At 70.5% G+C, this 12,115-nt stretch carries 14 protein-coding genes; 7 read left to right on the forward strand and 7 right to left on the reverse strand.

Features of this window, described 5'->3' with window-relative positions; translation table 11 throughout:
• Positions 1 to 358: 358 nt before the first annotated feature.
• Complete coding sequence (locus AB0G20_RS34345) at positions 359 to 1,000, reverse strand: DNA-3-methyladenine glycosylase (protein WP_361309320.1); 642 nt, start codon at positions 998 to 1,000, stop codon at positions 359 to 361.
• 144 nt (positions 1,001 to 1,144) lie between these two features.
• Between AB0G20_RS34345 and AB0G20_RS34350 the strand changes: the two genes are divergently transcribed.
• The 3 genes from AB0G20_RS34350 to AB0G20_RS34360 all read left to right on the forward strand — a co-directional run bounded on the left by AB0G20_RS34350 (position 1,145) and on the right by AB0G20_RS34360 (position 3,224).
• Positions 1,145 to 1,927, forward strand: a complete 783-nt coding sequence (locus AB0G20_RS34350) for a sporulation protein (protein WP_361309323.1) — start codon at positions 1,145 to 1,147, stop codon at positions 1,925 to 1,927.
• A 40-nt stretch (positions 1,928 to 1,967) separates the two neighbouring features.
• Positions 1,968 to 2,507: a YbhB/YbcL family Raf kinase inhibitor-like protein gene (locus AB0G20_RS34355; protein ID WP_361309326.1), complete on the forward strand. Its 540-nt coding sequence runs from the start codon at positions 1,968 to 1,970 to the stop codon at positions 2,505 to 2,507.
• 210 nt (positions 2,508 to 2,717) lie between these two features.
• A complete protein-coding gene (locus AB0G20_RS34360) occupies positions 2,718 to 3,224 on the forward strand; it encodes an HNH endonuclease (RefSeq protein WP_361309329.1) in 507 nt (168 codons plus the stop codon).
• A 61-nt stretch (positions 3,225 to 3,285) separates the two neighbouring features.
• Here AB0G20_RS34360 and AB0G20_RS34365 read toward each other — a convergent pair whose 3' ends face one another.
• The 3 genes from AB0G20_RS34365 to AB0G20_RS34375 form a co-directional block, all read right to left on the reverse strand.
• Positions 3,286 to 4,236: an SPFH domain-containing protein gene (locus AB0G20_RS34365; RefSeq protein WP_361309332.1), complete on the reverse strand. Its 951-nt coding sequence runs from the start codon at positions 4,234 to 4,236 to the stop codon at positions 3,286 to 3,288.
• Between the two features lie 132 nt (positions 4,237 to 4,368).
• The gene (locus AB0G20_RS34370) at positions 4,369 to 4,800 is read right to left on the reverse strand and encodes an NfeD family protein (RefSeq protein WP_361309335.1); all 432 of its coding nucleotides are present in this window, start codon (positions 4,798 to 4,800) and stop codon (positions 4,369 to 4,371) included.
• 96 nt (positions 4,801 to 4,896) lie between these two features.
• On the reverse strand, positions 4,897 to 5,694 hold the full coding sequence (locus AB0G20_RS34375; RefSeq protein ID WP_361309338.1) for an ABC transporter ATP-binding protein: 798 nt from the start codon (positions 5,692 to 5,694) through the stop codon (positions 4,897 to 4,899).
• A gap of 161 nt (positions 5,695 to 5,855) precedes the next feature.
• Here AB0G20_RS34375 and AB0G20_RS34380 point away from each other — a divergent pair, with 161 nt between their 5' ends.
• The gene (locus AB0G20_RS34380) at positions 5,856 to 6,644 is read left to right on the forward strand and encodes a hypothetical protein (protein WP_361309341.1); all 789 of its coding nucleotides are present in this window, start codon (positions 5,856 to 5,858) and stop codon (positions 6,642 to 6,644) included.
• 203 nt (positions 6,645 to 6,847) lie between these two features.
• On the opposite strand, the gene AB0G20_RS34385 is transcribed toward AB0G20_RS34380, so the two are convergent.
• The 3 genes from AB0G20_RS34385 to AB0G20_RS34395 form a co-directional block, all read right to left on the reverse strand.
• On the reverse strand, positions 6,848 to 7,090 hold the full coding sequence (locus AB0G20_RS34385; protein ID WP_190897712.1) for a chaplin: 243 nt from the start codon (positions 7,088 to 7,090) through the stop codon (positions 6,848 to 6,850).
• A 156-nt stretch (positions 7,091 to 7,246) separates the two neighbouring features.
• Positions 7,247 to 7,888 carry a response regulator transcription factor gene (locus AB0G20_RS34390; protein ID WP_361309345.1) on the reverse strand — a complete coding sequence of 214 codons (642 nt, stop codon included), beginning with the start codon at positions 7,886 to 7,888 and terminating at the stop codon, positions 7,247 to 7,249.
• On the reverse strand, positions 7,881 to 9,059 hold the full coding sequence (locus AB0G20_RS34395; protein ID WP_361309348.1) for a GAF domain-containing sensor histidine kinase: 1,179 nt from the start codon (positions 9,057 to 9,059) through the stop codon (positions 7,881 to 7,883). Before AB0G20_RS34395 ends, AB0G20_RS34390 begins: the two co-directional genes overlap by 8 nt.
• A gap of 241 nt (positions 9,060 to 9,300) precedes the next feature.
• Between AB0G20_RS34395 and AB0G20_RS34400 the strand changes: the two genes are divergently transcribed.
• The 3 genes from AB0G20_RS34400 to AB0G20_RS34410 all read left to right on the forward strand — a co-directional run bounded on the left by AB0G20_RS34400 (position 9,301) and on the right by AB0G20_RS34410 (position 12,104).
• Entirely contained in the window at positions 9,301 to 9,999 is a 699-nt protein-coding gene (locus tag AB0G20_RS34400; RefSeq protein ID WP_361309351.1) for an SDR family oxidoreductase, read from the forward strand.
• Positions 9,996 to 11,039: an S-adenosylmethionine:tRNA ribosyltransferase-isomerase gene (locus AB0G20_RS34405; protein ID WP_361309353.1), complete on the forward strand. Its 1,044-nt coding sequence runs from the start codon at positions 9,996 to 9,998 to the stop codon at positions 11,037 to 11,039. The genes AB0G20_RS34400 and AB0G20_RS34405 overlap by 4 nt, the downstream gene beginning before the upstream one ends.
• 342 nt (positions 11,040 to 11,381) lie before the next feature.
• The gene (locus AB0G20_RS34410; RefSeq protein ID WP_361309355.1) at positions 11,382 to 12,104 is read left to right on the forward strand and encodes a transglycosylase SLT domain-containing protein; all 723 of its coding nucleotides are present in this window, start codon (positions 11,382 to 11,384) and stop codon (positions 12,102 to 12,104) included.
• Positions 12,105 to 12,115: the final 11 nt, after the last annotated feature.

Here is a 12,115-nt window from a genome sequence, read left to right on the forward strand (position 1 = left end):
AGTTCTCAAGGAACGGTCGCTTCCTTTGTACTCACCCTCTCGGGCTTTCCTCCGGGCGCTTCCCTTCGGTCTTGCGTTTCCGACTCTATCAGATCCTTTTCGATCCGATTCCCTGTCGGCGGGATTTGCCGTTCGGCCCGGGCTTTCGCTCGTCGGCCTTTCGACATTCACTACGTTAGCGGATTCGCCGTCCAACTCATAATCGAGTTCGTTGGCGCCGAATTCAGGCATGCGGGCACGCAGAATTCGCCCCTGCTGAGGGGAATCGCTAGGTAGTGGTTTGGCCGCTTCCGGTTGCTGGCGATTGCCATACCCGGCTCAACGGCTCGGGCTACATTACGCACCTCGGCAGGGCGCGTCAACTTCGGCGACGTCGCGGGACATGGGCTCGATAGGGGCTCACCGTCGGGTCGTTGGCGACCCAGTAGCGCCAGGGGTGCACGGCTCCGTCGCCGCCCACACCGGTGCGGGGGCCGTTGAGTACCTGGTCGGAGGGGACGGGGGTGCCCGTCAGCATGCGGAGCGGGGTGTCCTCGGAGGTGCACGCGTCCGTGCCGTCCAGGGAGCGGTCCACGTTCAGGGCCGTGGCCAGGCGGGCGGGGCCTTTGGCCAGTTCCTTGTCGTTGCGGGCCGAGAGTCGACGGGTGCGGGCCAGTTCGGCGCCCTCGATGATCTCGCCGGCGCGGAGCAGGACCGCGCTCGCCTTTCCCTCGGGGCCGCAGACAAGGTTCATGCAGAACCACATGCCATAGGTGAAGTAGACGTACACATGGCCGGGCGGACCGAACATCACGCCGTTGCGGGCCGTGCGGCCGCGATAGGCGTGGGAGCCGGGATCGTCAGCGCCGTCGTAGGCCTCCACCTCGGTGAGGCGGAGTGCGATCGGACCGTCCGGGGTGCTGCGTACCAGGATGCGGCCGAGGAGATCGGGGGCGACATCGAGGACGGGCCGGTCGAAGAACTCCCTGGACAGGGGCGTACGGTCAGGGGTCGCGATCATGCCGTCCGAGGGTACTGGAGACGAGTGGTGCCGCGGGGTGGCCGTCGGGCACCGGCCTTGCCAGGGTGGGGCATGGAACCGGCCACGGCCGGATCGCGTTTGTATGGATCAAGGATCCACCCGTAGTGGGCGAGAGGGAGAGACATGGCGTTCAAGAAGCTGCTCGCGAGCCTGGGGGCCGGCGGGGCTTCGGTCGAGACGGTGCTGCACGAGGTCAACGTCGTCCCGGGCGGTGTCGTCCAGGGCGAGGTGCGCATCCAGGGCGGGTCCGTCAACCAGCAGATCGAGGGGCTCTCGGTCGGGCTGCAGGCCAAGGTCGAGGTGGAGAGCGGCGACCAGGAGTACAAGCAGGACATCGAGTTCACGAAGTCGCGGCTGGGTGGGGCGTTCGAGCTGCAGGCGAACGCGGTGCACGCGGTGCAGTTCGGTCTCGAGATCCCGTGGGAGACGCCGATCACGATGATCGACGGTCAGGCCCTGCGCGGCATGAACATCGGGGTGTCCACCGAGCTGGAGATCGCGCGTGCGGTGGACTCCGGTGACCTGGACCCGGTCAACGTGCACCCGCTGCCGGCGCAGAAGGCGATCCTGGACGCGTTCGTCCAGCTGGGCTTCCGGTTCAAGAACGCGGACATGGAGCGCGGTGTCATCCGGGGTACGCGGCAGAAGCTGCCGTTCTACCAGGAGATCGAGTTCCACCCGCCGCAGCAGTACCGCGGGCTGAACCAGGTCGAGCTGAGCTTCGTGGCCGACCAGCACACGATGGACGTGGTGCTGGAGATGGACAAGAAGCCGGGGCTGTTCAGCGAGAGCAGCGACACCTTCCGGTCGTTCCAGGTGGGTCTGAACGACTACCAGGGGACCGACTGGACCGCCTATCTCAACCAGTGGCTGTCCGAGGTCGGCAGCAAGCGCAACTGGTTCTAGGCTCGGGGGCGACTGCAAGAAACGATCAGGAGGTATCGAGGTGACCGAGCTCAAGCGGCGGCCGCTCCCCCACGACTTCCATCCGCCCGTTGCGTCGTTCACGGTGACGAGCGCGGACGTCCAGGAAGGTGCGACGCTCAAGGACGCTCAGGTCCAGGCCGCCGGCGACACCTCGCCGCAGCTGCGGTGGGAGGGTTTCCCGCCCGAGACCAAGAGCTTCGCCGTGACCTGCTACGACCCCGACGCTCCGACGGGCAGCGGGTTCTGGCACTGGGTGCTGTTCGACATCCCGGCGTCGGTGACCGAGCTGCCGGCCGGTGCGGGCAGCGGCAAGTTCGAGGGTCTGCCGGACGGCGCGATCCACGCTCGTAACGACTACGGCGGCAAGGAGTTCGGCGGGGCCGCCCCGCCGCCCGGGGACGGGCCGCACCGGTACGTGTTCACGGTGTACGCCGTGGATCAGGAGAAGCTCGGTCCGGACGCGGACGCGTCGCCCGCCGTGGTCGGCTTCAACCTGCGGTTCCACACGATCGGGCGGGCCCAGCTGATCGGTGAGTACGAGGTGCCCGCCGAGGGCTGAGGAAGCCGCCTGCCGATCCCGGCGTTCACGGAACGTTTGCCCGCTCCTGGTCTTGGAATTGATCAGGAGCGGGCATTTTTGTTGCCGGGGGTCGCGGGGGTCACCCCTCGTGAGAGCAGCAGATATTGCGTTGTCCATCTCGGCGTGCCCGGCCAGAGTTGATCCCAGCCCGCCAGGGGGTGGGCCGGTGCACACGGGAGGTGGGCTGGTATGCGGGACACGCTGGTACTGAACGCGAGCTTCGAGCCGCTGTCGACGGTGACGTTGAATCGAGCCGTCGTTCTGGTGCTTCAGGACAAGGCCGTCGTCGAGCAGGCCCACCCCGAACTGCGGATGCGGGGAGCCGCGGTCGACATACCGGCGCCCCGGGTCATCAGGCTCTGCCAGTACGTACGGGTGCCGTTCCGAAGACGAGCGCCGTGGTCGAGGCGGGGTGTGCTGATCAGGGACCGGAACCGGTGCGCGTACTGCGGGAGGCGGGCGACGACCGTGGACCACGTGGTGCCGCGGTCCCAGGGGGGTCAGGACTCGTGGCTGAACACGGTGGCCTCGTGTGCGCAGGACAATCACCGTAAGGCTAACCGGACTCCGGAGGAGGCGGGGATGCCGCTGCTGCGGCAGCCGTTCGAGCCGACTCCGGCGGACGCGATGCTGCTGGCGCTGGGGCAGGACGACTTCGACGCGCTGCCGGGGTGGCTGGCCCAGCCCGCGGCCTAGGGTCTGTCGTACGAAGGGGGCCCGCTTCCCTGGGAAGCGGGCCCCCTTCGTGCGTGCCGGGTCAGTCGATGGACGGCTTCTCGCGGCGTTCCTGGGCGGGGACGCCGCCTCCGGACGCGCCGCCGTTGCCGCCGCCGATGCCGCCGAAGTTGCCCATGGCGCCGGAGAGGCCCTTGAGGGCGTCGCCGATCTCGCTGGGGACGATCCAGAGCTTGTTGGCGTCGCCCTCGGCGATCTTGGGGAGCATCTGGAGGTACTGGTAGGAGAGGAGCTTCTGGTCCGGGTCGCCGGCGTGGATGGCCTCGAAGACCGTGCGGACGGCCTGGGCCTCGCCCTCGGCGCGCAGGGCGGCGGCCTTGGCCTCACCCTCGGCGCGCAGGATCTGGGACTGCTTCTCACCTTCGGCGCGCAGGATCTCGGACTGCCGGACACCTTCGGCCTGGAGGATCGCGGCGCGCTTGTCCCGGTCGGCGCGCATCTGCTTCTCCATCGAGTCCTGGATGGAGGTGGGCGGTTCGATCGCCTTGAGTTCGACGCGGTTGACGCGGATGCCCCACTTGCCGGTGGCCTCGTCGAGGACACCGCGCAGGGCCGCGTTGATCTCCTCGCGGGAGGTCAGGGTCCGCTCCAGGTCCATGCCACCGATGATGTTGCGGAGCGTGGTGACAGTGAGCTGCTCGATCGCCTGGATGTAGCTGGCGACTTCGTACGTCGCGGCCCGTGCGTCGGTCACCTGGTAGTAGATGACGGTGTCGATGTTCACGACCAGGTTGTCCTGGGTGATCACCGGCTGCGGCGGGAAGGGCACCACCTGTTCACGCAGGTCGATGCGGTTGCGGATGGTGTCGATGAACGGGACGACGATGTTGAGGCCCGCGTTGAGTGTCCGCGTGTAGCGCCCGAAGCGCTCGACGATGGCCGCACTGGCCTGTGGGATGACTTGGATCGTCTTGATCAGGGCGATGAAGACCAACACCACCAGAATGATCAGGACGATGATGACCGGTTCCATCGTCGTTCCCCGTGTCCCTTCTCCGCTTCGGCGCCTTCGGCAGATCTTATGGTTGTCGAAGATCTTGCTGGTCGAGTCTGACAGACCGTCGCGTAGCTGGCGAGGAGTTCACTCCAGTTACGTCCTGCGAGGTCACATGACGATCGCGGTGGCTCCCTCGATGTCCACGACATCGACTTCCTGGCCTACTTCGTAGGCGCTGCCGGTGTCGAGGGCGCGGGCCGACCAGACCTCGCCGGCCAGCTTGATCCGGCCGCCGGAGGCGTCGACGCGTTCCAGGACGACGGCTTGTCTGCCCTTCAACGCGTCCACGCCGGTGGCGAGTTGGGGTCGCTGGGCACGATGCCGGTTCGCGATGGGCCGTACGACGGCGATGCCCGCGGTCGAGATGACGGCGAAGACCACGACCTGGGCGACGGCTCCGCCGCCGAAGACGCCGGTGACCACCGCCGCGGCGATGGCGCCCACCGCCAGCATGCCGAGCTCGGGCATCGCGGTCACCACGAGCGCGATGCCGAGCGCTGCCGCGCCGATCAGCCACCACAGCCATGCGTCGATTTCCACATGGTCATGGTAGGTCCGCGGGCCCTGTCGCCGACAGGGCGCCCGCGGTGTGAAATCCCGTTCTTACCCTGGGATTTGAGTAATGAGTGGGCAGGCTCAGGAGAGCGGGAGGCCCTGCGCGGTCCAGCGCTCGCCCGACTGTTCGACGACGAGCGGGAGGCCGAAGCAGAGGGAGAGGTTGCGGGAGGTGAGTTCGAGCTCCAGCGGGCCGGCGGCGAGGACCTTGCCCTGGCGGATCATGAGGACGTGGGTGAAGCCCGGGGGGATCTCCTCGACATGGTGGGTGACCATGAGCATCGAGGGGGCGATCGGGTCGAGGGCGAGACGGCCGAGGCGGCGGACGAGGTCCTCGCGGCCGCCGAGGTCGAGGCCGGCGGCGGGCTCGTCGAGGAGGAGCAGCTCGGGGTCGGTCATCAGGGCGCGGGCGATCAGGGTGCGCTTGCGCTCGCCCTCGGAGAGGGTGCCGAACCTGCGCTCCAGGTACTCGCTCATGCCGAGGCGGTCGAGGAAGGCGCGGGCGCGCTGCTCGTCGATGTCCTCGTAGTCCTCGTGCCAGGTGGCGGTCATGCCGTACGCGGCGGTCAGGACCGTCTCCAGGACCGTCTGGCGCTTGGGGAGCTTCTCGCTCATGGCGATGCCGGCCATGCCGATGCGGGGGCGCAGCTCGAAGACGTCGGTGCCGGGGCGGCCGAGGGTCTCGCCGAGGATGGCGGCGGTGCCCGAGCTGGGGAAGAGGTAGGTGGAAGCGAGGTTGAGGAGGGTGGTCTTGCCGGCGCCGTTCGGGCCGAGGATGACCCAGCGCTCGCCCTCCTTGACCGACCAGGAGACCTGGTCCACCAGAGCCCGGCCCTCACGGACCACGGATACGTCCTGAAGCTCCAGAACATCGCTCATGAGCGCGTTGTCTCCCCTTGCAGTGTGGCCGGTCTCGGCTGTCGCGTAAGCCTGTGGCTCGGTCCGCCGCGCCGGTGGGCGCAGCCCTCCATGAAATCTACGCCACCGGTCGGCCGGGACATTCCCTCGGTCCGGTCCTTGGAGGGTCCTAGGGTGGAGGCATGCTCTCGGAACCACGTGCTGGACGTCTCGCAGCTTGGGGAAATGCCCTTTTGGCCGGACTTGTCTCGCCGGATGACGCTGTGCTCGCCATCGTCGGTGAGGACGCGGTGCACCGTGTGGAGGGACTGCCCGGGGAGTCGGCGCCCGTGGGGCTGACGCTCGCGCTGGGGCGGCTGCGGGCGCTCGGGGTGTCCGGGCTGCGGGTCGCGCTGCCCGCGCCGGGGCATCCGCTGGGGCTGAGCGGGCCGCCGGAGTTCAACGCGCGGGCGCTGGACGCCGAGGAGGCGGTGGTCTGTTACGGCTCGGCGTTCGGGCTGGTGCCGGAGGTGTACGAGGCAGGGCCCGAGGGTGATGTGCACGTCGAGGTCGTGTGGCATGTGCTGCCCGTGCGGGAGGCGCCGCCCGCGGATGTGCCGTCGCTGGGCGAGGCGGAGCGGGAGCTGGCGGAGGCCCTGCGGGAGGCAACCGAGGTGCTGACGCGGCTGGACGTGGCCGGGTCGGGGCCGGTGGCGGAGGCGGCGGTCGACGCGTACCGGGCGCGGGCCGAGCGGGGGCGGGAGGTGCTGGCGCCGGGGTATCCGCCGCGGGCGGTGCGGGTGCTGGAGCTGGCGCAGCGGGTGGGGACGCTGATCACCGTGGCGACGGAGAGCGGGCACGGGGGTGCGGTGAGTTCGTCCGAGATCTCTGCGCGGCGGGAGGCGTTGCGGCCGGTGGAGCGGACGGCTCGGCGGGCGCAGGTCGCGGCGTACAACTCCGTTGTGGAGGAGCGGGAGCGGGGGGTGCGGTGACTGCCGGTTTCCGGTAGCCGGCGTTTGTACGAGGTACCTGGGGGCTTCGCCCCCAGACCCCCGTCGGCCTGAACGGCCTCGTCCTCAAGCGCCGGACGGGCTGCATCACGTCACCGGCACTGCACGGCACTCATGCCTGACCGGCCTCCCGGGCAGGACCGGGAGGCCGGTGTCACCTCCGGCTCGGAGACGGAGGTGGAGCGTCAGTGGTTGACGGCGAGGTTGCCGAAGGCCGGGTTCAGGACGCCCACGACGTTCACGCTGTTGCCGGACACGTTGACCGGGACGTGCACCGGGGCCTGGACGACGTTGCCCGAGCCGACGCCCGGGGAGCCCACGGCCTGGCCGTCGGCGTGCGCGCTGGTGGCGGAGGCCATGCCCGCGCCGGCGGCCAGCAGGCCACCCGTCACCATCGTCACGGCCGCTGCCTTCTTCAGGTTCTTCACTTCTGAGCCCTCCTTGCGATTGCCGCGGCAGGCGCCGCAGCACGCACTGGAGAACGGCGGAGATCCGCCGAGGTTGCGCCATGTGAGGGACGTTCCCACGACAGTATGAATCTCGGTCCGGAACGCAACCTTCCGCGTTGCCGTGGGGTGGGCCTGTCAGCCGGTCACGCCATGGCGAACGGCCCACAGGGCGGCCTGCGTTCGGTCGGCCAGGTCGAGTTTCATCAGGATGTTCGAGACGTGGGTCTTGACGGTCTTCTCGGAGAGGACGAGCGCGCGGGCGATCTCCCGGTTGGAGCGGCCGTCCGCTATGAGGCCGAGGACCTCGCGCTCCCGCTCGGTGAGCGAACCGGCCCTTCCGGTGCCCGAGTTGGTCTCCTCCTGCGCCAGCAGGGCGCCGGCGACCTCCGGCTGCAGGAGGATGTGCCCGGCGTGGACCGAGCGGATGGCTCCGGCGAGGGCGTCGGGGTCGACGTCCTTGTAGACGTACCCGGCGGCGCCGGCGCGCAGGGCCGGGACCACCGTGCGCTGCTCGGTGAAGCTGGTGACGACCAGGACGCGCGCGGGGTTGTCCAGTTCGCGGAGTCTGCGCAGGGCGTCGACGCCGTCCATGCCCGGCATCTTGACGTCCATGAGGATGACGTCGGGCCTCAACTCCTCGGCGCGGTCGACTCCTTCGGCACCGTCCGCCGCCTCACCGACGACCTCGATGTCGTCCTGCACTTCGAGGAAGGTGCGCAGGCCCCGGCGGACGACCTGGTGGTCGTCGACGAGCAGCACCTTGATTGCGTCAGCCACCGGGAACCTCCATCTCGATCACGGTGCCCTTGCCGGGCTCCGATTCCACGGTCAGCGTGCCGCCGGCGCCGCTCGCCCGGTCCCGCATCGAGACCAGGCCGAGGTGGCGTCCCGCGCGGCGGACCGCGTTCGGGTCGAAGCCGTCGCCGTCGTCCGTGACCCGCAGGACGGCTCCGCCGCCGCGGCGGTCCAGGGTCACGTCGACGTGGTCGGCGCCGGAGTGGCGCAGGGCGTTGTGCAGGGCCTCCTGGGCCACGCGCAGGAGTGCCTCCTCCTGGGAGGCGGGCAGGGCCTTCACGCCGTGACCGGCGAAGGTGACGCGGGCGCTGTGGGCCCGGTCGAGGACCTGTATCTGCGTCCGGAGGGTCGCGACGAGGCCGTCCTCGTCGAGGGCGGCGGGGCGCAACTCGACGACCGCGGCGCGCAGTTCGTCGGCCGCCTCGGCGGCCAGGGCGGCCACCTGCTGGAGTTCTCCCTTGGCGCGGGAGGGGTCGCGGTCCACCAGGCGGGCCGCGGCCTGGGCGGTCAGGCGGAGGGAGAACAGCTTCTGGCTGACCGCGTCGTGCAGTTCGTGGGCGAGGCGGGAGCGCTCCTCGGCGATGGTCAGTTCGCGGCTGCGCTCGTAGAGGCGGGCGTTGGTGAGGGCGATCGCGGCGTGCTGGGCGAGGATGCCGAGCAGTTCCTCGTCGTCCGGGGTGAAGCCGCAACCGCCTTCCGGCTCGGGGCACGGGGGGTGTGGAGGGTCTCCCCCCTCAGGACGCAGCTTGTTCGCGAGGAACAGGGCGCCGATGACCTCGTCGCCGTCGCGGATCGGCAGGCCCAGGAAGTCGACCAGGTCCGGGTGGGCCTTCGGCCAGCCCTCGAAGCGGGGGTCCTTGCGGACGTCCGCGAGGCGCTCGGACCTGGCCTCGTGGAGCATCGCGGCGAGGATGCCGTGCTGGCGCGGGAGGGGTCCGATGGCCTTCCACTGCTCCTCGCTGACGCCGTCGACCACGAACTGGGCGAAGCCGCCGTGGTCGTCCGGGACGCCGAGCGCGGCGTACTGCGCGTCGAGCAGCTCGCGGGCCGAGGCGACGATCGTCTTGAGGACGTCGCGCACCTCGAGATGCCTGCTCATGGCCAGCAACGCGGAGCTCACCGCGGCGAGGCCGGACCGGGGACCGTGACTCATGTCCTCACGGTACCGGCGGGCTGGGACGGCGCGGATCGGACCGGTGGCGGCGGGCGTCCGGTCCGGTGGACCTAGGTCGCGGGGCCGAGACGGCCGGGTGGGACGGCGTAGGGCCGGGGGCGGCGGGCCGGTGGCGTAGGCCGAAGGGACCCGGCGGATTGCGGCCCGCGTCCGAGGCGGCCCGGGCCTCTCCGTTCCTACGTTGAGGGCACGCGGTCACGACGAGGGAGCGGAGCGGATCATGCCGGTTGCGATCATCACGGGGGCCTCGAAGGGCCTGGGGCGGGCGCTGGCCGAGGCCCTGGCCGGGCGGGGCTGGGACCTGGTGCTCGACGCCAGGGGGGCCGAGGCGCTGGCGGACACGGCCGGGGCCGTCTCCGCGCACGGCACACGCGTGAGCGCCCTGCCGGGGGACGTCACGGACGCCGCGCACCGGGCGGCGCTGGTGTCGGCGGCCTGGCGGCTGGGCGGCGTCGACCTGCTGGTGCACAACGCGAGCGCGCTGGGCGCCGAGCCGCTGGTCAGGCTGGAGGAACTGCCGCTGGAGGGGCTGCGCCGGGCCATGGAGGTGAACCTGGTGGCCGGGCTGGGCCTGGTCCAGGAGGCGCTGCCGCTGCTGCGGGCCTCGCGGGCGGGCACCGTCGTCGCGGTCAGCTCGGACGCGGCCGCCGAGGCGTACGAGACCTGGGGCGGCTACGGGGCGTCCAAGGCGGCCCTGGACCATCTGGCGTCCGTACTCGCGGTGGAGGAGCCGGGGCTGCGGGTCTGGGCGGTGGATCCCGGGGACATGGCCACGGACCTGTACGCGGCGGCCGTACCGGACGACCGGGAGCCGCGGCCGGAGCCGGCGGCCGTGGTGCCGGGGTTCCTCCGGCTGCTGGACGAGCGTCCGGTCAGCGGGCGGTACGGGGCTCCGGCGCTGCTGGACGGGGCCCGATGACCCTGGCCGTGCGCGTACCGGCGGAGCTGTCGGCCCGGGTGCCCGTCGAGCAGCGGGGGCCCGGGCTGGAGCGGGACGCCGTACGGATGCTGGTGTCGCGGGGTGCCGAGGTGGCGCATCGCACGTTCACGGAGCTGCCGCTGCTGCTGCGGGCCGGGGATGTGCTCGTGGTCAACACCTCGGCCACGCTGGCGGCGGCCGTGGACGGATGGACCGGGCACGCGCGTGTGGTGGTGCATTTCTCCACGTGCGGGGACGACGGCCGCTGGGCGGTGGAGCTGCGGGAGCCCGACGGGCGGGGCACCACGCGCGCGCGTGCGGGTGGGCCCGCGGGCAGGGAGGTGTGCCTGCCGGGGCGCGTACGGCTCGTACTGGAGGAGCCGCTGAACGGGCGGGGTGAGCGGCTGTGGTGGGCGCGGGTGTCCGGGCCGGGGGTGCCGGGGCTGCTGCGGGAGTACGGGCGGCCCATTCGCTATGCGTACACGGAGCGGGACCAGCCGCTGTCCGTCTACCAGACGGTGTTCGCGCTGCCGTCGGCGGACGGGACGGGCAGTGCGGAGATGCCGAGCGCGGCGCGGCCCTTCACGGCGCGGCTGGTGGCGGAGCTGGTGAGCCGGGGGGTGCAGTTCGCGCCGGTCACGCTGCACACGGGGGTGGCCTCGACGGAGGCGCACGAGCCGCCGTACCCGGAGCGTTTCGCGGTGCCCGAGGCGTCCGCGCGGCTGATCGACTCCGCGAGGGCCGGTGGGGGCCGGGTGGTGGCGGTCGGGACGACGGCGGTGCGGGCCGTGGAGTCGGCGGCGGGCGCGGACGGGGTCGTGCGCGCACGGGCGGGGTGGACGGATCTCGTCGTCACGCCGGAGCGCGGGGTGCGGGTGGTGGACGGGCTGCTGACCGGGCTGCACGAGCCCGAGGCCTCGCATCTGCTGATGCTGGAGGCGGTCGCGGGGCGCGTGGCGATCCAGCGGGGATACGAGGCCGCGCTCCAGGGCCGGTACCTGTGGCACGAGTTCGGGGACGTGCACCTCGTACTGCCGTGAAAGGGCCTCACACACAGCATCGCTTGTCCAACTGGCAGTGAGAACGCACGCCGCCCGATGTGAGCCCGCGCATAGGGCGCACGTCACGTACGAAGGGGCGTAGGAGACAAAGCCGCACCTTTTGAGCGGCACGGATAGTCCAATCTGCCCCGATTTACCCATCCCTGATCCACTATCTTCCTTCGTACGTCACACCTTTGCCACGCCATTTTGCGGCCGCTAAGAATTGGCGACGTCGCTCAGCGCCGTGGGTTCACCTCCGCGGCGTTTGTGTCGGAAACACACCGAGTCCAACGCCGGACGCCGAGCGACTCCCGCGCTATTCGAAGAGGTCCACGCAGCATGCCCAAGAACATCTTCAGCCGTGCTCAGAGTCGAAGCCTGACCCGTCACCACAAGATCGCCATGGCGGGTGTCGCCACCCTCGGCGCCGCCGCCATCGGGTTCTCCGCGGTACCGAGCGGCGCCTCGACCAAGACCACGACCGAGGCCGCTCAGCCGGCTGCGGTGGCGTACAGCACTCAGCAGATCAAGGACGTCAAGGCGAGCGTCACGGACCAGATGGCCGGCGCCAGCCTGAAGGCCGAGCAGATCGCGGCGAAGAAGAAGGCCGACGCCGCGGCCGCCGCCAAGAAGAAGGCCGCCGCCGAGGCGGCGAAGAAGAAGGCCGAGGCCGCACGCCAGGCCAAGGAGGCCGCGAGCCGCGCCGCCAAGCGCGCCGAGGCCAAGAAGGTCGTCAGCTACCCGAACAACCTCGACGGCTGGATCCGCGAGTCGCTCGCCATCCTGAAGAAGCACGACATCCCGGCGTCCTACGACGGCATCCACCGCAACATCATGCGGGAGTCCTCGGGTAACCCGAAGGCGATCAACAACTGGGACATCAACGCCATCAACGGCATCCCGTCGAAGGGCCTGCTCCAGGTCATCCCGCCGACCTTCAAGCACTGGCACGTCCCCGGTACCTCCTGGGACATCTACGACCCGGTAGCCAACATCACCGCCGCCTGCAACTACGCGGCCGACAAGTACGGCTCCATGGACAACGTCGACAGCGCGTACTGAGGTCGGCGCGG

The sequence above is a fragment of the Streptomyces sp. NPDC024017 genome (genome assembly GCF_040638895.1).
Taxonomy (GTDB): domain Bacteria; phylum Actinomycetota; class Actinomycetes; order Streptomycetales; family Streptomycetaceae; genus Streptomyces.

Bases quoted from the DNA above. Each gene is read 5' to 3' on its own strand.
- AB0G20_RS34345 (WP_361309320.1), bottom strand. From the start codon at position 1,000: ATGATCGCGACCCCTGACCGTACGCCCCTGTCCAGGGAGTTCTTCGAC.
- AB0G20_RS34350 (WP_361309323.1), top strand. From the start codon at position 1,145: ATGGCGTTCAAGAAGCTGCTCGCGAGCCTGGGGGCCGGCGGGGCTTCG.
- AB0G20_RS34360 (WP_361309329.1), top strand. From the start codon at position 2,718: ATGCGGGACACGCTGGTACTGAACGCGAGCTTCGAGCCGCTGTCGACG.
- AB0G20_RS34365 (WP_361309332.1), bottom strand. From the start codon at position 4,236: ATGGAACCGGTCATCATCGTCCTGATCATTCTGGTGGTGTTGGTCTTC.
- AB0G20_RS34375 (WP_361309338.1), bottom strand. From the start codon at position 5,694: ATGAGCGATGTTCTGGAGCTTCAGGACGTATCCGTGGTCCGTGAGGGC.
- AB0G20_RS34380 (WP_361309341.1), top strand. From the start codon at position 5,856: ATGCTCTCGGAACCACGTGCTGGACGTCTCGCAGCTTGGGGAAATGCC.
- AB0G20_RS34395 (WP_361309348.1), bottom strand. From the start codon at position 9,059: ATGAGTCACGGTCCCCGGTCCGGCCTCGCCGCGGTGAGCTCCGCGTTG.
- AB0G20_RS34400 (WP_361309351.1), top strand. From the start codon at position 9,301: ATGCCGGTTGCGATCATCACGGGGGCCTCGAAGGGCCTGGGGCGGGCG.
- AB0G20_RS34405 (WP_361309353.1), top strand. From the start codon at position 9,996: ATGACCCTGGCCGTGCGCGTACCGGCGGAGCTGTCGGCCCGGGTGCCC.
- AB0G20_RS34410 (WP_361309355.1), top strand. From the start codon at position 11,382: ATGCCCAAGAACATCTTCAGCCGTGCTCAGAGTCGAAGCCTGACCCGT.